The organism is Embleya sp. NPDC055664 (assembly GCF_053618075.1).
In genome coordinates this window covers 62,545-80,912 of record NZ_JBSHGZ010000046.1, presented here as the reverse complement: position 1 = coordinate 80,912, position 18,368 = coordinate 62,545, and the positions used below count along the sequence as shown (strand labels likewise).

General features: G+C 70.0%; 15 protein-coding genes and 1 riboswitch. Of the genes, 10 read left to right on the top strand and 5 right to left on the bottom strand.

Annotated features, from left to right (window positions below; genetic code table 11):
* Positions 1-239: 239 nt before the first annotated feature.
* Positions 240-1,301, top strand: a complete 1,062-nt coding sequence (locus ACWGR4_RS42895; protein WP_452134142.1) for a glycerophosphodiester phosphodiesterase family protein — start codon at positions 240-242, stop codon at positions 1,299-1,301.
* A 187-nt stretch (positions 1,302-1,488) separates the two neighbouring features.
* Here the strand turns inward: ACWGR4_RS42895 and ACWGR4_RS42890 are convergent, their stop codons facing one another.
* From ACWGR4_RS42890 to ACWGR4_RS42870, 5 genes are all read right to left on the bottom strand, one after another.
* Positions 1,489-2,703: a transglycosylase family protein gene (locus tag ACWGR4_RS42890; protein ID WP_452134117.1), complete on the bottom strand. Its 1,215-nt coding sequence runs from the start codon at positions 2,701-2,703 to the stop codon at positions 1,489-1,491.
* 67 nt (positions 2,704-2,770) lie between these two features.
* Positions 2,771-2,972: riboswitch (cyclic di-AMP (ydaO/yuaA leader) on the bottom strand.
* A gap of 580 nt (positions 2,973-3,552) precedes the next feature.
* Positions 3,553-4,194, bottom strand: a complete 642-nt coding sequence (locus tag ACWGR4_RS42885) for a DUF1345 domain-containing protein (RefSeq protein ID WP_452134116.1) — start codon at positions 4,192-4,194, stop codon at positions 3,553-3,555.
* Positions 4,195-4,444: 250 nt separating this feature from the next.
* The gene (locus ACWGR4_RS42880) at positions 4,445-5,596 is read right to left on the bottom strand and encodes a (Fe-S)-binding protein (protein ID WP_452134323.1); all 1,152 of its coding nucleotides are present in this window, start codon (positions 5,594-5,596) and stop codon (positions 4,445-4,447) included.
* On the bottom strand, positions 5,593-6,978 hold the full coding sequence (locus ACWGR4_RS42875) for an FAD-binding oxidoreductase (protein ID WP_380003665.1): 1,386 nt from the start codon (positions 6,976-6,978) through the stop codon (positions 5,593-5,595). Before ACWGR4_RS42875 ends, ACWGR4_RS42880 begins: the two co-directional genes overlap by 4 nt.
* 284 nt (positions 6,979-7,262) lie before the next feature.
* Positions 7,263-8,030 (bottom strand): SDR family NAD(P)-dependent oxidoreductase, encoded by a 768-nt coding sequence (locus ACWGR4_RS42870; RefSeq protein WP_380003666.1) that lies wholly within the window; start codon positions 8,028-8,030, stop codon positions 7,263-7,265.
* A 117-nt stretch (positions 8,031-8,147) separates the two neighbouring features.
* On the opposite strand from ACWGR4_RS42870, the gene ACWGR4_RS42865 reads away from it, so the two are divergent.
* From ACWGR4_RS42865 to ACWGR4_RS42825, 9 genes are all read left to right on the top strand, one after another.
* Positions 8,148-8,921 (top strand): IclR family transcriptional regulator, encoded by a 774-nt coding sequence (locus tag ACWGR4_RS42865; protein ID WP_161500913.1) that lies wholly within the window; start codon positions 8,148-8,150, stop codon positions 8,919-8,921.
* 717 nt (positions 8,922-9,638) lie between these two features.
* Complete coding sequence (locus ACWGR4_RS42860) at positions 9,639-10,490, top strand: fumarylacetoacetate hydrolase family protein (protein ID WP_452132366.1); 852 nt, start codon at positions 9,639-9,641, stop codon at positions 10,488-10,490.
* Positions 10,487-11,392, top strand: coding sequence for an SMP-30/gluconolactonase/LRE family protein (locus ACWGR4_RS42855; RefSeq protein ID WP_452132367.1), 906 nt, complete (start codon positions 10,487-10,489; stop codon positions 11,390-11,392). Before ACWGR4_RS42860 ends, ACWGR4_RS42855 begins: the two co-directional genes overlap by 4 nt.
* Before the next feature lie 216 nt (positions 11,393-11,608).
* The gene (locus tag ACWGR4_RS42850) at positions 11,609-12,544 is read left to right on the top strand and encodes a zinc-dependent alcohol dehydrogenase (protein ID WP_452132368.1); all 936 of its coding nucleotides are present in this window, start codon (positions 11,609-11,611) and stop codon (positions 12,542-12,544) included.
* 73 nt (positions 12,545-12,617) lie between these two features.
* Positions 12,618-13,913, top strand: coding sequence for an alpha-galactosidase (gene melA, locus ACWGR4_RS42845; RefSeq protein ID WP_380003671.1), 1,296 nt, complete (start codon positions 12,618-12,620; stop codon positions 13,911-13,913).
* Positions 13,914-13,942: 29 nt separating this feature from the next.
* Positions 13,943-15,034 carry an amidohydrolase family protein gene (locus ACWGR4_RS42840; protein ID WP_452132369.1) on the top strand — a complete coding sequence of 364 codons (1,092 nt, stop codon included), beginning with the start codon at positions 13,943-13,945 and terminating at the stop codon, positions 15,032-15,034.
* Positions 15,031-15,960: a carbohydrate ABC transporter permease gene (locus tag ACWGR4_RS42835; protein WP_452132370.1), complete on the top strand. Its 930-nt coding sequence runs from the start codon at positions 15,031-15,033 to the stop codon at positions 15,958-15,960. Before ACWGR4_RS42840 ends, ACWGR4_RS42835 begins: the two co-directional genes overlap by 4 nt.
* 10 nt (positions 15,961-15,970) lie before the next feature.
* Positions 15,971-16,933 carry a carbohydrate ABC transporter permease gene (locus ACWGR4_RS42830; RefSeq protein ID WP_380003674.1) on the top strand — a complete coding sequence of 321 codons (963 nt, stop codon included), beginning with the start codon at positions 15,971-15,973 and terminating at the stop codon, positions 16,931-16,933.
* Between the two features lie 31 nt (positions 16,934-16,964).
* Positions 16,965-18,338, top strand: coding sequence for an ABC transporter substrate-binding protein (locus ACWGR4_RS42825; RefSeq protein WP_452132371.1), 1,374 nt, complete (start codon positions 16,965-16,967; stop codon positions 18,336-18,338).
* Positions 18,339-18,368: the final 30 nt, after the last annotated feature.

The following is an 18,368-nucleotide window of genomic DNA, read 5'->3' as shown; positions in this document are numbered from 1 at the left end:
GACGGGATTCGATCCCGTCCGGCGCCCGGGGCGCGCCCGTCGCGGGGGCGGGGCGGCGGGTCGGGGGCGAAGTGGTGGTCGTGGGCGCGCCGTTGCGGCTCCGGTGGCGTGATTCGCTGCTTCTTCGCTTCTTCTTCGCCTGGGCGCCACGAGCAGCCTCCCCGCGCATCATGTGGTGCGGGACAGGGTGTGGGCGTCGACGGTCGAGTGTCGTCGAACGGAGCGAGAAGGAGACGTCCATGTCCGGATGGAAGACCGTCACGGCCGCGATCCTGGCCGGGGCGGCGGTCGTTGCCGCGCCGGGAGTGGCCGCCGCGGCGGACCGCCACGGAAATCACCACAGGACCTTCGACCTACAGGCGCACCGCGGCGGTCTGGGCCTGACCGTGGAGAGCACCATTGCGTCCTTCGCCAAGGGCCTGGACCTGGGGGTCTCCACCCTCGAACTGGACGTCCAGATCACCGAGGACGGCCGGGCCGTGGTCACCCACGACCGCAAGGTCGACGGCCGCAAGTGTGCCGACACCGGACCCGTGCGGGCCGGTGACCCGGAGTTCCCCTACGTCGGGAAGTATGTCAACACGCTTACCCTCGACCAGGTCCGTACCCTCGACTGCGGGTCGCGGCAGTTCCCGGGCTTCCCCGGCCAGACCACCTCGCCCGGCGCCCGAATGCCGCTGCTCACCGAGGTGTTCGACCTGGTCAACCGGCGCCACGCACGCGGCGTGAAGCTCAACGTGGAGACCAAGGTCGAGGCGGGCGCGCCGAACGAGACGGCGCCGCGCGAGCAGTTCGTGCAGACGGTGGCCCGCGAGGTGCGCCGGGCCGGGCTGTTGCGCCAGGTCACCATCCAAAGCTTCGACTGGGGCTCGCTGATGAGGATGCGTCAGGTCGAACCCCGGCTGCCGCTCGTTGCGTTGACCAACTACGACTTCCTCCAGGTCGGCAAGCCCGGCGCCTCGCCCTGGCTGGGCGGCCTGGACATCGACGACTTCGGCGGCGACCCGCTGCGGGCGATCAAGTCGTTCGGCGCGACGTCGTTCTCGCCGGTGCACGGCTTTCCGCAGGACGGCAGGGTGGGCGACCCGAACTACCGTCCCTACGTGACCCGGGCGATGGTCGAGGAGGCACACCGACTGGGCATCAAGGTGGTGCCGTGGACCATCGACGATCCGGCGACCATGGCGAAGTTGATGGACGACGGCGTGGACGGGCTGATCACCGATTACCCCGATCGGTTGCGGGAGCTGATGGCGGCGCGAGGGCTGCCGCTGCCGAAGCGCTATCCCGCGCGGGGCTGACGCGGGGGAAGCGCTGCCGGGTGCGCGGTGGGCGTAGCGGATGGTGCTCGCTCGGGCGGGCGGTGCCCGCTCCGGCGGACAGTGCGCACTCGGCCGGACCCGCCCGCGCGGTGGGCATGGAACAGGGCCGGGCCCGTCGACGCGTGGTCGACGGGCCCGGCCCTGGAACTTCCCGGTTGTGCTCGGATCAGAGGTTGACGCCGTGCGCGCGCAGGTAGGTGACGGGGTTGATGCCGCTGCCGTAGTTCGGGGTGGTGCGGATCTCGAAGTGCAGGTGCGGGCCGGTCACGTTGCCGGTCGCGCCCGAGAGGCCGATCTGCTGGCCGGTGCTCACCGTCTGGCCGGCGCGGACGCCGATGCTGGACAGGTGGGCGTACTGCGAGTACTTGCCGTCCGCGTGCTTGATGACGACCTCGTTGCCGTAGGCGCCACCGTTGCCGGCGCTGACCACGGTGCCCGAGGTGATGGCCTTGACGGAGGTGCCGGTGCCGACCACGAAGTCCTGGCCGGTGTGGCTGCCGCTGGACCACATGGAGCCACCGGTGCCGAACGCGGTGCCCAGGGCACCGTTCACCGGGGCGACGTAGCCCGAGGAGTTGACGGCGGTGCTGCCGGCCTTGGCCGAGGAGTCCTTGGCCACGACGGGGGCCTTCTCCTTGGTCACGGGCTTCGGGGCGACCTTGACCGACACGGAGGGCTGGGCCTCGGTCTTGGTCTCGACCTTGGCCTCGGCCTTCGGCGCGACCTCGGTCTTCGTGGCGGCCGCGGCCTTGCCGGAGAGCGAGAGCTTCTGGCCGACCAGGATCAGGTTCGGGTTGCCGCCGATGACGGACTTGTTGTCGGCGTACAGCTTGTGCCAGCCGCCCTCGACGTCCTTGGCCGCGGCGATCTTGGACAGGGTGTCGCCCTTGACCACGGAGTAGGTGGTGGTCGTGGCCTTGGTTTCGGCGGCCGGGACGACCTCGATCTTCGGGGCCTTCGGGGCCGGCGCGGACTCGACCGGCTTCTCGGCGACCTTGGGGGCGACCTTGACGGTGGCCTTGGTCGAGCCCGACTTGGCGTTGGGGGAGATGGCCGGAGCGGCGCCGCCACGGGTCAGGCCCGCGGGGCCCGAGGTGTTCGGCCACGCGCCGGGGCCCTGTACGGCGAGGACCTTCTCCGCGATGGCGATCTGCTGGTCCTTGGTGGCCAGGTCCGCACGCGGGGCGTACTGCTGACCGCCGAACTCGTTCCAGGTGCTCTGCGTGAACTGCAGGCCACCGTAGAAACCGTTGCCGGTGTTGATGTGCCAGTTGCCCGAGCTCTCGCCCATGGCGACCTTGTCCCAGACGGAGACCGGGGCGGCGGTGGCGGAGGTGGCGAAGCCGGTGATCAGCGGGGCGGCGACGATGGCGCCGGCCATGCCGAGGGTGAGCGCGAGGCGCGCGTTCTTGGGCTTGCGGGCAGGGGTGATGAACGACTGCACGAAGATTTTCCTTCTCCCACGCCTACGAAGTGAGCTGTCGGATTCGGGCTGGAGAGTCTCGCCCGGCCGGCGTCGACTCCTCGGGTATCGAGGAGGCGGGCACGGCTTCACCCCAAGCCGTCGTTATCGGATGTCCGCGACATGCGGACGCCCGGGACGGCATTCCACTTGGTTCCCCCGCTCCTGCCTTTCGGGTTTCGTACCGTGGCCTCTCCGGCGGCAGGATTCGGCGAACCGGGAGACACATTCCGCCGAACACCGGACCGGTGCGGCGAAGCACCAAGCTACGCATACACCCGACTCGGATCCAAACATCACGTTTCGCCGAAACCGAAGATTCGGGTCGGAAGGGTGGAATTAGGGGACCGAAAGTCCCGAAGCGTCCACGCATTGTGTCCGGGACCTTCAGCGGGGAGTGAGGTCGGAATTGCGGGGAGTGAGAATCGTGGAAATTCGGTTCACGGTGCGTGCGAGTTCCTGACAATCGGTGCGCGGGATGTGACGTGCGCCACGGGATTTGTCGGAAACGACGGTCTCGGGATGGTGGAAAACGGGTCGAAACGGCTCCCGACCTGCCCATTTGTGGGATGCGGCGAGGGTGAAGGCGCGCGCGTCGCGGAACCGGCGTTCGATGGGATGGCCCCTTCGGGCCGGGTGGCGTGATGGAGGCTTTCGGCCTGACTGGCACCGATTCGGGTGATTTGCCCTGTATGGACTGCCGGTGATCGAACCTCGGCTCGGGTACACCCCGTCATCGCGGGGTGGCATGTCGTCGCGGGCCGCGCCTCACGGGCTGACGAGCCCCTGAAGCACCTGGAACGCGACGGCGACCACCAGGGCGTTGTAGAAGTAGGCGATGACGGTGTGGACGAGCACGATCCGCCGCATCCGCACACCGACGACTTCGACATCGCTGGTCGCGAACGACGTGGCGAGCGTGAAGGAGAAGTACGCGAAACTCAGGAACGACGGCGTCGTGCCCTCGGGGAACCGAAGGTCGCCGTGCCCGCCGGTGACGTCGATGACGAGGTAGATCTGCGCGAAGCCGACCTGCATCAGCGCCCACGACAGGATCACCCCGAGCGAAGCGGCGACCGTCAGTCCGAGATCACGATGACCGCCGACGACCTGGTCCTTCGCAAGCAGAGCCGTCACCGCCGATACGGCGCCGGTCGTCCCCGCGAGCAGCGGCGCGATCCACGACCACCGGGCCAGAGCGCGCAGCTCCGTGACCGCGCCGGCCTCGACGGGCCGTCCCCGCCACACGGCCGCGAACCCGCCGGCGATGTAGAGCGACCCGACGACGACCCACACGATCAGCGCCCACCGGGCGGTGCTGCTCAGGAACGCGACACTGGACAGGAAGATCAGTGTCTCTGCGGCCGACCCCGTCCAGCGAAGTCGTGCCCGCGCACGCGGTCCGGCCATGTGCCGATTCTGTCAGTCGGCCGAAGCAGCCGGTGTCAGCGAAACACGGCGCGTCTCGGCGAGGTTGTGGGCCCGTGGTCCCGGCGCCATTCACTCCGAGCCGCTTGTCACTTCGCCGGAGCCTCGGGAGGGCAGGGCCGAGCCGGATAGGTGTGGGTGTCTCGGGTCGGGTTCGGCGTATGCGGCTCCCCCCGTGTGGAGCCGCATACGCCGAACCCGGCCCGAGACGCCGGTGTCGGGTCCGTCGTGGTCAGGGCGTCCGGGCGCCGCCGTTGGGTGCGGTGAGGAATTCGGCGAGGTGTACCGCGCGTACGCGCGACTTGCGGCGCCGCAGGCCGGTGCGGAGTTGGCGCAGGCAGCCCGGGTTGACCGCGACCACGACGTCGGCGCCACTGGCCTCGATCGCGTCCAGCTTGCGGTCGAGGATGCGGCGGGATTCGATCGGGCGCAGGAGGGAGTGGGTGCCGGCCGCGCCGCAGCAGTCGCCGGCGCCCGGGGTTTCCACGAAGTCGGCCACTGCGGAAAGGACTTCGCGCGGTTCGCGCCAGACGCCGAGGCCGTTGCGCAGGTGGCAGGAGTCCTGGAGGGTGACCCTGACCCGGCGGCCGGCCACCCGGCGTTCGGGGAGGGCCGAGACGTCGACCACCTCGGACAATTCGGCGACCCGGTCGCGGCCGATGACGTCGGCCAGGTGCGCGGCGCATCCGCCGGAGGTGGTGACGATCCGGCCGGGGAGTCGTTCGCCGAGGCGGCGGGCGAGGGCACGGCCCTTGGTCGATTCGCCGTTGTGCGCGTGCAGCGCTCCGCAGCAGCCCTGGTCGTCGGGCACCTTCAGGCCGGGCAGGAGGGTGCGGGCCGCGCGGGAGACCTTCGGGAACATGGCGCGTTCGAAGCAGCCGAGCATGAGGGAGGCACCGGTGCCGGCGGGTGGCGTGGGCTGTGCGGGCTGTGCGGGCCGAGTGGGTGGTTTCGGGCTCCGGGGTGTGGCCGGACGGGTTGCCCTGTCGGGGCTGCTGCGCCCGGCCGGCAGGACGAAGCGGCCCCAGCCCATCGCGCGGACCACCGGCGGCAGGCTCACCACGATCGTCAACAGCCGGGCCAGTGGCGGTCGGTGTTTGCCCCGCCACTGGTGCTCGCGCCACTGTTCCAACAAGGAGCCGTACGGGACGCCCGCCGGGCAGACCGGTTCGCAGGCGCGGCAGCCCAGACACGCGGAGGACTGTTCCAGCAGGGTCGGGTCGTCGGCGTCCAGGCGGCCGGTCTCCAGCGCGCGCATCAGGTTGATCCGGCCGCGCGGCGACGAAGCCTCGTCGCCGGTGGCGGCGTAGGTCGGACACGCGGGCAGGCAGAAGCCGCAGGAGATGCAGCGGGAGAGTTCCTCGGGGTCGAACACACCGGTCATGAGCCGAGCTTTCCGGGATTGAGGATGCGGGCGGGATCGAAGGCGGTCTTGATCCGGCTGAGCAATTGCAGCTGTTCGTCGCCGAGTTGGGCGCGCAGGTGCGGCAACTTGGCGGCGCCTACCCCGTGTTCGCCGGTGATCGTGCCGCCGAGTTCGATCGCGGTGCGGAAGATGTCGTCGAAGGCGGCGTGCGCGCGCTCGATCGATTCGGTGTCGTTCGGGTCGGCCACCACGCAGGTGGGGTGGAGGTTGCCGTCGCCGGCGTGGCCGAAGGTGGCGATGGTGACGGTGTGCCCGGCCGCGATGGCGTCGATCCGGTCGACCATCTCGGCGATCCTGGGGCGCGGCACGGTGGCGTCCTCGAGGATGGTCAGCGCGCCGAGTCGGGACAGCGCGGGCAGCGAACATCGGCGAGCGGTCAGCAGTGCCTCGGCGCCGGCCACGTCCTCGGCCAGGGTCCATTCCGTGGCGCCGGCCGCGTCGCACAACTCGGCCATGCGGTTCAGGTCGCGGCGGACCGCGTCGGACGTACCGTCGTCGCCGAACAGGAGCAGCGCCCCGGCGTCCCGACGCAGGCCGAGGTCGGCGAAGTCCTCGACCGCGTTGACGCAGCTCCGGTCCAGGAATTCCAGGGTGGCCGGGACGATGCCGGCGGAGAGGATGTCGGCGACCGCGCGGCCGGCGTGGGACAGGTCGGGGAAGTAGGCGATCCCGGTGCCCGTGTCGGCGGGGGCGGGCAGCAGGGCCATGGTGATCTCGGTGATCACGGCGAGGGTGCCCTCGGAGCCGGTGAGCAGGCGGGTCAGGTCGTAGCCGGCCACGTCCTTCCAGAGCCGGCCGCCGGTGCGGATCACCTCGCCGGTGGGCAGTACCGCTTCCAGGCCGAGTACGTAGTTGCGGGTGACGCCGTACTTGAGGCCGCGCAGTCCGCCCGCGCAGGTGGCCACGTTGCCGCCGACGGTGGAGACTGTGCGGCTGCCCGGGTCGGGCGGGAAGAGCAGGCCGTGCGCGGTCGCGGCGTCGGCCAGGGCGGCGGTGGTCACGCCGGGTTCGACCACGGCGAGCAGTTCGTCGGGGCTGATCTCGCGGATGCGGTTCATGCGTGTGGTGACCAGGACGATGCCGCCGTTCAGGGCCACGGTGGCCGCGCACAGGTTGGAGCCGGCGCCCCGGGGGACGACCGGCACGCGGTGCTCGGTCGCCAGGCGCAGTACGGCGGCGACCTCGGCGGTGTCGGCCGGGAAGACCACGGCGTCCGGGAGTCGGTCGAACAGGGGGGTGGCGTCGCGGGCGTACGGCACGAGGTCGCCGGTGGTGTGGCGGACGTGTTCGGCGCCGACGATCGCGCTCAGGCGGTCGATCAGGTCCATGGACAGGGGCATGTTCCGTGGGTCTCCCTCGGGCGGGTGGCCGTCGCGATGGTGTGGGTTCGCGGCCGACGGCGGTGGTCGCGTCGGCAGTGTGGGTCCGGCGCGTCGGCCTGCGGCCCATTCGTTCTCAAACGCCGCACGGGCTGAGATGTGCTGCGGACCTGGCCGAGATGGTTGCGGACCGGATTGGGGCTGGGGTCCGGGCCGGGGTGAACTGCGGTTCGGGGTGGGGTGGTTGCGATTTCGACGCGGCTGGGACGCGGGCCGAATGGAGGTGGGTGGGGGCCTGGTCGGTGCTACATGACTGCCAATTGGCCGCCGTCTATGACCAGTTCGGTGCCGTGGATGAAGGCTGCGTCCTCCGAGGCCAGGAACGCGTAAGCGGCGGCTACGTCTTCGGGGCGGCCGGCGCGGGCCAGGGGGATTCGAGTGGTGATGTACGTGGATTCGAAGTCGGGGTCTGTCATTGCGCCTGCGATCGAGGCGTTGAGTGGTGTACGGATGTATCCGGGGCACAGGGTGTTCACCCGGATCCCGTACCGGCCCAGTTCCACCGCCATCGTCTTGCCGAGCAGGAGGACACCTCCTTTGGAGGCGTTGTAGTGCGCGTAGTCCTCCTCACCCGCGATCCCGTTCGTGGACGACATGTTGACGATCACCCCACCGCCGCCGCGTTCGACCATGTGCCGGCCGACCGCCTGGCCGACCAGGAACATGCCGCGCAGGTTGACCGCGAGCATGCGGTCGAAATGTTCGGGGGTGATCTCCAGGAAGGGTTCGCGCCAGGCGATGCCGGCGTTGTTCGCGAGTACGTCGATGCCGCCGAGTTCGCGGACGGCGGCCTCGACGAGGGCGGTCGCGTCCGGCTCGTGGCTGACGTCGACGGCGAAGCCGGTGACCTCGCCGAGCGGGCGCAGTTCCGCGACGGCCTCGTCCACCTCGGCCGGATCCAGGCCGCCCACCAGGACGCGGCACCCCTCTTCGAGGAAGCGCCGGGCGGCTGCGAGGCCGATGCCGCTGCTGCCGCCGCTGACGAGTATCCGCTTGCCGATGAGCCCGCGCATCGCTTCTCCTCCGTGACCGGTCGACGAGCCGGGACGTTATCAGCGATGCGCGGTACGGTCTATCATTCCATCAGACGGAATGCCATCCCATTTATGCTTCGTTCCCTAGGGGGGCCCTTGACCGGCAACAGCGATTCGCCCGTGATCAGCGTGGATCGAGCACTGCGGATCCTGATGCGTATGGGCGAAATGCCCCGAGGTATCGCCTTGGAGGAGCTTGCGAGTGATCTGGACATCCCGAAGAGCACCCTCCACCGGTTGCTCGGGGCGCTCAAGCACCGCGGATTCGCCGCCCAGCCCGAGGTGAACGGCCCCTACTTCATCGGGAGTCAGCTGCTCGCCACCGCGTTCCGGTTCCACGACGACATCGACCTGCGCTCGATGGTGCATCCGCTGCTCGCCGACCTGCGCCGGGTGACCGACGAGACGGTGCACGTGGCGATCCTGGACGCGGGTGAGGTGGTCTATCTGGACAAGGTCGAGGCGTCCGGCGCGATCAAGCTCTCGTCCGTGATCGGTGGGCGAAATCCCGCGCACAGCACGGGAGTCGGCAAGGCGCTGCTGGCCTGGACGTATCCCACCGACGAGGCGCTGCGGGCCTGGGCGACGCCTCGGCTGCCGCTGCGGCCGGCGACTCGACACACGCTCACCTCGGTGCCGAAGCTGGCCGCCGAGCTGGACGAGGTGCGGCGTCGTGGCTGGGCCACGGACCTGGAGGAGAACGAGCTGGGGCTGCGGTGTGTGGCGGTGCCGCTGTTCCTGGGACGGTCGGCGCCGGCGGCCGCGATCAGCGTGACCGGACTGAAGTCGCGGATGACATCGGCGCGAATGACGGAACTGGCCGAGGCGCTTCGCTCGCGCGTGGCCGAATGGGCGGGCTCGGCAACCTAGCCTGCGCCCCGAGATTGCCCCGCGCCGCCCTCAATCGCCGGGCAGGCTGCAATCGGCCCCGGCCCAGGGCGCGCCTGCGCCGCTGCGCGGGCGCCGCGAGGCGTCCTCAAACGCCGGACGGGCTGGGGTTGCCGGGGCTCCGGGTGCAGCTGCGGATGCGTGGGTGGGGTGTGTCCTCAAGCGCCGGGCGGGCTGGGGTTGGTCGGTCCCGGGTGTGTCTGCGGTTGTGCGGTGGGGGCGTCCTCAAACGCCGGACGGGCTGGGGTTGCCGGGTCCCGGGTGTGTCTGCGGTTGTGCGGTGCGAGGCGTCCTCAAGCGCCGGGTGGCCTGGGGTTGCCGGACTCACGTAGGCGTGCCATCCCCGATGCCGACACGGGCTTGGCCGGTTCCACGACCAACACCGGACCACTCACGTCCGCGAGCGTAGCCATCCCGAGCCGAGGCCCCGACCGTATTGCTCAGCGTGGGTGCGATGTGTTCACCGGGGCGGGTGGGCTGGGGTGTTGGGGTTTGGGGTGGTTTGGGCTGGGGAGTGTTGTCTGCCGGTTGGTTGTCGTGGGGGCGTGGGGGTGGGCAACTTTCTTGTTTGGTGGGGGGATTGGGTTTGGGTGTGGGGGGACCGGGGGCTCTTGACAGGTTTGGCGGGGCGTTGTTTTACTCGCTTCGCTACTTGGAATTGCGTTCCGCTAGACGGAATGCCGAACTACGGGGAGCGGCATGAGGTTGGCGACAGTCGACTGCGCGGGCCGGGCGGTGGCCGTGGTCGAGCGGGACGGGGGGTTGTACCGGCTCGACGGGCCCGGTGGCGGGACGCTCGGGGCGCTGGTCGCGGCTGGGCCCGAGGTGGTGCGGGCGGTGGTCGATGCCGCCGTCGAGCCGGTTCAAGCGACTCGGTACCTGGCGCCGTTGCGGCCGGGGAAGATCGTTGCGATCGGACTGAACTACCTGGACCACATCCGCGAGGCCGGTGTGGAGCCGCCGAGCAACCCGCTGGTGTTCGCCAAGTTCCCGTCCAGCGTGATCGGCAGCGGCGATGCCATCGTCGTCGACGCCGAACTGACCAAGGACGTGGACTGGGAGGTGGAACTCGGTGTGGTGCTCGGCCGGCCGCTGCGCAACGCGGACAAGGACGAGGCGATGGCCGCGATCGCCGGCTACACCGTCGCCAACGACGTCTCCGCCCGCGACCTCCAGTTCGGCGACGGGCAGTGGGTGCGCGGGAAGAGCCTGGACACGTTCTGCCCGCTGGGTCCGGTCCTGGTCACCCCCGACGAGGTGACCGACCCGCAGGCGCTCGCGCTGCGCACCCGGGTCAACGGGCAACTCGTGCAGGACTCCTCGACCGCCGAAATGCTCTTCGGCATCGCCGAGTTGTTGTCGTACTGCTCGCGGGCCTTCACCCTCGAACCCGGCGACCTCGTGCTCACCGGCACCCCCTGGGGCTGCGGCGCGTTCATGGACCCGCCGCGCCGGCTGGCACCGGGCGACGTGCTGGAGACCGAGATCGAGGGCATCGGCGTACTGGTCAACCCGGTCGTCGGCGCCGAGGCCCGACCGGGACGCCCGTGACCCTCGGCGGCCCCGTCCCCGGCACGGGGGCGGGGCCGGTCCCGCTGTCGCCGCCGGCGGCCACACTCGGCGAGAGCCCGTGCTGGGACGTGCGCAGCGGCCGGCTCCTGTGGGTGGACATCCCGGCGGGCCGGGTCCACTACCTGGTCCCCGACACCGACCTGTACGGCTGGTACGACATCGGCCGACCGGTGAGCGCGATCGTCCCGCGCGTGGTCGGCGGCTTCGGCCTCGCCGTGCGTGAGGGATTCGCCGTCCTGGAGCCGGACGGCACGGTCCGGATCGTCGCCCCCGTGGAGGCCGACCGACCCGGCAACCGGATGAACGACGGGGCCTGCGACCGGGCCGGCCGCTTCTTCGCCGGCACCAAGGCGGAGGACGACACCCCCGGCGCCGGCGCGCTCTACCGACTGGACCCGCCCGACACCGCCCACCCGAGCCAACTGCCGCGACTCGTACGGGTGTTCGCCGACGTGACCAACTCCAACGGGATCGCCTGGAGCCCGGACGAGCGGCTGGTCTACTACGTGGACACCGGCACCGGCCGGATCGACGTCTGCGCCTACGACCCGGCCGACGGCACCGTCTGCGACCGCCGACCCTTCGCCGAGATCCCGGCGGAGGCGGGCCTGCCCGACGGCCTGACCGTCGATGCCGACGGCGGCGTGTGGGTCGCGCTGTGGGAGGGCGGGGCGCTGCGCCGCTACACCCCCGACGGCCGGCTCGACCGCACCCTGCCCGTGCCGGTACGGCGGGTGACGAACTGCGTGTTCGGCGGCCCCGACCTGGACGTGCTCTACGTGACCACGGCCGCGACCGACGACCGGGAACCGCTGGGCGGGCGGTTGTTCGCGTTCCGCCCCGGGATCCGCGGCCTGGCCGCTCACCCCTACCGAGGCTGACCTCCCCTTCGCGGCAGACCACCCCCGCGACCTGCGGCCGACCACCCGCGACCGCGGCCCACCATCGCCGCGACCGCGGCCACCACCTCGCGACCCGCGGCCGACACCACCGCCGCGAGCCCACGATCGACCCCACACCCGCCCCAGGGCGAGATGGAGAGTGCACGTGAAGGCCAACCAGTACACCGGCGACGGGGCGACCCAGGGGGCACGACGATGAGGGCGCTCGTGTTCACCGGACCCGCCACCGTCGAGATGGACGACGTGGCCGAACCCGAACCGGCCGAGGACGAGGTACTGATCCACGTACGCAGCGCCGGCATCTGCGGCAGCGAACTGCACGGCGTACGCACCCCCGGCTTTCGTGTCCCGCCGCTGGTGATGGGACACGAGTTCGCGGGCGTGACCGACGACGGAACGTCGGTCACCGTCAACCCGATCCTGTCCTGCGGCACCTGCGACCTGTGCCGGGGCGGCCTGCGCCAGGTCTGCCGCGACCGCCGGATCATCGGCGTACACGTGCCCGGCGGCTTCGCCGAGCGCGTCGCGGTACCGCGTTCCGCGCTGCACAAGCTCCCCGACGACATGTCGTGGGAGGCCGCCGCGGTGATCGAGCCCGCCGCCAACGCGGTACACGCCTGGCGGCTCGCCGACGTCGCGCCCGGCGCCCGGGTCGGCGTGATCGGCGCCGGCGCGATCGGCCTGGTCTGCGTCCTGGCCGCCGCCGGCGAGGAGACCGCGAGCATCGCGGTCGCCGACCGCTCGCCCGAACGCCGCCGGATCGCCGCCAAGTTGGGCGCCACCACCGTGGCCGGCGAACTGACCGGCGAGTTCGACGTGGTCTTCGACGCGGTCGGCAGCAGCGACACCCACGAGCAGTCGGTGCGCCTGCTGCGTCCGGGCGGGGTGGCCATCTGGCTCGGCCTGGCCGGCGTCGAGGCCGGCTTCGACGCGACCGTGCTGGTCCGTACCGAAAAGCGCGTGCTCGGCTCGTTCGCCTACACCAACGCGGAGTTCGAACGCGCCGTCGACCTCGTCGGCGGCTGGGGCCTGGGCTGGACCGCGAGTTACCCCCTGGAGTCGGGCGCGGAGATCTTCACCGACCTCATGCGCGGCGGCAGCCACCCGGTCAAGGCGATCCTGCGCCCCTGACCCGCCCACCCGAGCGCCCGCCCGCCCCACCACCCGAGCCCACCCCGAAGCCGCACAGCGAGGTGACCGCACCATGGCAAGGATCGTGCTCATCGGAGCCGGCAGCATCACGTTCGCCAAGAACCTGCTCTCCGACCTCCTGACCTACCCCGAACTCGCCGACGAGATGACCGTCGTCCTGCACGACATCGACGTCGAACGGCTCAACACCGCCGAGCAGATGACCCGTTGGATGATCGACACGCTCGGCGTCGGTGCCAAGGTGGAGGCCCACCTCGGCCGCCGCCGTGCCCTGGCCGGCGCCGACTACGTGATCAACGAGATCGCGGTGGGCGGCGTCAAGGCCGCGCACATCGACTTCGAGATCCCCGCCCGCTACGGGCTGCGCCAGACCATCGGCGACACCCTCGGCATCGGCGGCATCTTCCGCGCACTGCGCACCATCCCGGTCATGGTCGGCATCGGCAGGGACATGGCCGAACTGTGCCCCGACGCGATCCTGATCAACTACACCAACCCGATGTCGATGATCCCGCGCGCGGTCTACGAGGGCACCGGCCTGAAGAAGGTCGTCGGCGTGTGCCACTCGGTCCGCGACACCGAGGCCACGCTGGCGCGCCTGGTCGGCATCCCGAAGGAGGAGATCTCCTTCCGCACGGCCGGCGTCAACCACCAGGCGTTCGTCCTGCGTTTCGAACACCGCGGCGAGAACCTCTACCGGCGCCTGGACGAAGTGATCGAGGCCGACCCGGAGATGCGGCGCCGGGTACGGGTCGAGGTCTACCGCCGCTTCGGCTACTTCCCCACCGAGTCCAGCGAGCACGGCTCGGAGTACCTGCCCTGGTTCCTGCCGCACCAGGACCAGGTGGACCGGTTTCGCCTGCCGATCGGCACCTACCTGGACTGGCTCCAGGACAACCTCGACACCTACGAGGCGCTGGTCGCCGGGCTGCGCGCGGGCAACGGCGTGGAGATCGCGCCCGGCAACGAACTCGCCTCGCTGATCATCCACTCCACCGAGACCGGCACCCCGCGCGTACTGCACGGCAACGTGGTCAACGACGGACTGATCAGCAACCTGCCGTCCGACGCGTTCGTCGAAGTCCCATGCCTGGTCGACAAGGCGGGCGTACAGCCCACCAGGATCGGTGCGCTGCCGCCGCAACTGGCCGCGCTCAACCGGAATTACCTCAACGTCGGCGACCTGACGCTGCACGCCGCCCTGGAGGGCCGCCGCGACCACGTCTACCACGCCGCGATGCTCGACCCGAACGCGTCCGCGACCCTGACGCTGCAACAGATCCAGGATCTGGTCGACGAGTTGATCGTCGCGCACGGTGCCTCGCTGCCCGACGGCATCCGCAACTGATCCGCCCGACCCAGACAGGGAGCGAGTAGATGATCCCGCACTTCCCCCACGAAACCGTCGTGCCGGCGCACCTGAAGGATCTGCCGCTGGCGCGGTACACGCCGCGCTCGCGGCTCGTCGTCGGGGCGCACGAGGTCGAGCGGGCCTCGCTCCCGGTCGTCGACGCGCACATCCACCTCGGCCGCTGGCTCAGCGAGGACGGCGGCTGGGTGGTGCCCGACGTCGGCGCACTGCTCGCGATGATGGACGAGTTGGGCATCCGCGGCATGGTCAACCTCGACGGTCGTTGGGGCAGCGAACTCGACGAGAACCTGGCCCGCTACGACCACGCCCACCCCGGCCGGTTCGCCACCTTCTGCCACGTCGACTGGCGCGAGTTGGCCGCCCCCGGATTCGAGGAGCGGATCGCCGCCGGGATCCGCCGCGCCGCCGAGACCGGCGCGGTCGGACTCAAGGTCTGGAAGGACCTCGGTCTGCAACTGCGGGATCACACCGACACGTTGGTCATGGTCGACGATCCGCGCCTGGACACCCTGTGGGCCACCGCCGGCGAGGTCGGCCTGCCGATCTGGATCCACACCGCGGACCCGGTCGCCTTCTTCGACCCCATCGACGAGCACAACGAACGCCTCGAACTGCTCCTGGCCCGCCCGGACTGGTCGTTCGCCGACGCACGTTTCCCCACCTTCGAACGACTGGTCCAGGCACTGGAGAACGCGGTCGCCCGGCACCCCGGCACCACGTTCGTCGGCGTGCACATGGGCTGCTACCCGGAGAACCTGCAATGGGTGGGCCGGATGCTGGACACCTACGCCAACTTCCACGTCGACATCGCGGCCCGGATCGCCGAACTCGGCCGTCAACCCAGGGCCACCACCGAGTTGATCCTGCGCCACCCCGACCGGGTGCTGTTCGGCACCGACGAGATCCCGCCGGACCGGGCCTCCTACCAGCGGCACTTCCGCTTCCTGGAGACCGCCGACGAGGGTTTTCCGCACTCCGACCAGGACCCGCCGCTGATGGGCCGCTGGGCGATCAGCGGACTCGACCTGCCCCGGGACGTGCTGGCCAAGGTCTACGCCGACAACGCACTGCGACTCGTCCCCAGGCTGGCCTCATGAGCATGACCCTCGGCCGGCGCAGGAGCCGCCCCGCCCGCCCCCGAACCGGCAACCGCGCGCGGTCGAAGGAGAATCGGGCCGCCGGCCTGTTCCTGCTCCCCGCGTTCATCGGCTTCGCCGTCTTCTACCTCTACCCCACCGGTCGCGGCATCTGGATCTCGCTCACCGACTGGAACCTGCTCTCCGACCCGAAGTACGTCGGCGCCGACAACTACGTCGAGGTGGCCAAGGACCCGCTGTTCTGGAACGCCCTCAAGGTCACCGCCTACTTCGTCTTCGTCACCCTCGGCGTACAGGTCGGCGTGGCTCTGCTGCTCGCCGCGATCATGGTCCGGCTCACCGGATCCGTCGTGGTCCGCGCCCTGCTCCTGGTGCCCTGGCTGGTGCCGAACGTGACCATCGGGCTGATCTGGCTGTGGATGCTCGACGCCAACCTCGGCTTCGTGAACCACCTGATGGGCAAGACCGGGAGTGACACGCACGGCTTCTTCGCCTCGCCGGACGAGGCCCTGCTGAGCGTGTCCGCGGTCAACATCTGGGCGGGCACCGGATACGTGGCACTGCTCCTGTACGCCGGGATGTTGCAGATCCCGGGCGAGCTGTACGAATCCGCGTCCCTGGACGGCGCGGGCGAGATCCGGATGTTCTTCAAGATCACCCTGCCGCTGCTCCGGCCGATCCTGGCCCTGGTGATGGTGGTCTCGGTGATCGGCTCGTTCCAGATCTTCGACACGATCGCGGTGACCACCAAGGGCGGCCCGGTCGACGCCACCCGCGTCGCCTACTACTACATCTATCAGGAGGCGTTCACCCACTTCCGCATGGGATACGCCGCCGCGATGGCGCTGTGCCTGGTGGTCGTGCTCGGCGGACTGACCTACCTCCAGATGCGCCTGCTGCGCGCCTCCACGTCCGACCTGGCCTGAGGGGTTGACCATGTCCACATCCACCCGGGCCCGACCGATCGCCCGGGCCGCATCCTCGAAGCCGGCCGCCGCCGAGGCCGAACACCGCCCGTCGCGCCGCAAGTTCGGCCTCGGACGCGCACTGGCCTGGCTGGTGCTCGGCGTCTCGCTGCTGATCACCCTCTTCCCCTTCTATTGGATGTTGCGCACCGCGCTGACCGACGGCAATCACCTCTACTCCGACAGCACCTCGCTGTGGCCCGAGCACTTCACCTTCGCCAACTTCAAGCGGGTGCTCGGTCTCGCGTCGGACGAGGAGAGCCGCGCGGCCGGCGGCTCGGGCGCCGACCTGGACTTCCTGCTGTACACCCGCAACTCGATCATCTACACCACGGCGATCGTGGTCGGGCAGACCCTCTCCTGCGCGATGGCCGGCTACGCGCTCGCCCGACTGCGGTTCCGCGGGCGCGAGTTCGCCTTCGCCGTGGTCGTGGGCGCGCTGATGGTGCCGCCGATCTTCACGCTGCTGCCCAACTTCGTGATGGTCAAGGACCTGGGCATGCTGAACAGCTTCGCCGGCATGGTCGCGCCGACGCTGCTGATGACCCCGTTCACGGTGTTCTTCCTGCGCCAGTTCTTCATGTCGATCCCGCGCGAGATCGAGGAGGCGGCGATGCTCGACGGCGCCGGCCACTGGCGGATCTTCTGGCGCGTGGTGCTGCCGATGAGCAAGGGCCCGATCCTGACCATCGCGCTGACCACCGCGGTGTGGGCGTGGAAGGACTACCTGTGGCCGCTGTTGGTCGGCAACGAACCCGACAACCGGGTACTGACCACCGGCATCGGCGTGTTCCTCCAGCAGTCGCCCAATGCCCGTCCCGACTGGACCGGTCTGATGGCCGCCTCCACGCTCTCGGTCGTCCCGATGCTGATCCTGCTGGTGGTCTTCGGTCGACGGATCGTCAACGGCCTCAACTTCACCGGCCTCAAGTGAACCCCCCGAGTTTCCCTCCGAGGAGATCCCCATGTCCCGTGCCATGATTCGCCGCTCGCTGAGATCGCCCGCCGTCCGCACGTCCGCCGTGGTCGTCAGTGTGATGCTCGTCGCCGCCGGGTGCGGCTCCAGTGGCTCCTCGGGCGGCGGCGGTGGGGGCTCGGTGAAGCTGAAGTATTCGCTGTGGGACGACAACCAGCTTCCGCAGTACAAGAAGTGCGCGGAAGCCTTCCACGCCAAGAACCCGAAGATCACCGTCGAGGTCACCCAGACCGCGTGGGCGCAGTACTGGCAGAATCTCACCACGCAGGTCGTCTCCGGGACCGCGCCGGACGTGTTCACCAACTCGGTCCTGTACTTCCCGCAGTTCCAGAAGAACAACCAGATCCTGGACCTGACGTCCTACATCCAGCGCGACACCGTGGATCTGCAGCAGTACCAGGCCAACCTGGCCGACGTGTGGACACGTGACGGAAAGCGCTACGGCCTGCCCAAGGACTGGGGCACCATGGGCGTCGCGTACAACAAGGAGATGGCGCAGCGCGCCCAACTCACCCCGCAGGCCCTGGACGCCTGGACCTGGAACCCGGTCGACGGCGGCGACTTCGGCCGCGCGGTGGCCGCGATGACCGTCGACGAGAACGGCCGCACCGGCCTGGAGCCGGGTTTCGACAAGAACAAGGTCAAGACCTACGGTCTGGCCATCGCCTACGAGGGCGGCGCCGTCGGCCAGGACTCCTGGGGCTCGTTCGCGGTCTCCAACGGCTTCCAGTACGTGGACAAGAACCCGTTCGGCACCAAGTACAACTACACCGACCCCAAGCTCACGCAGACTCTCGACTGGTTCGCGGGGCTGATCAAGAAGGGGTACATGCCGGCGTACGACAAGCAGTCGACGGTCGGCGCCGACGGGCTGCTCCAGTCCGGCAAGGCCGCGATGACCATCGCCGGTTCGTGGATGGCCAAGACCTACATGGCCGACGGCAAGGTCGCCTTCGCCGGCATGCCGACCGGTCCCACCGGGCGCAAGACGCCGATCAACGGCCTGTCCGACGCCGTGTACGCCAACGGCAAGCACAAGGAACAGGCCTGGCAGTGGGTGAAGTTCCTGGCCTCCACCGAGTGTCAGGACATCGTCGCCGGCGAGGCCGTGGTCTTCCCGGCGATCACCACGTCCTCGGCCAAGGCCGAGGCCGCGCAACTGGCCGCGGGTCGTGACATGCGGATCTTCACCCAGCCGGTGGCAACCCCCGGCCAGACCTTCGTTCTTCCGGTCACCGACCAGGGCGACCGGATCCTGGACATCGTGCAGAGCGCCGTCGACCGGGTCTGGCTGGGCCAGACCGACGCCAAGTCCGCGCTCGGTCAGGCGAACAGCGATGTCAACGCCCTACTGAAGAAGTGAGCCACCGTCCCATCCGGAAGGCCATTCCAG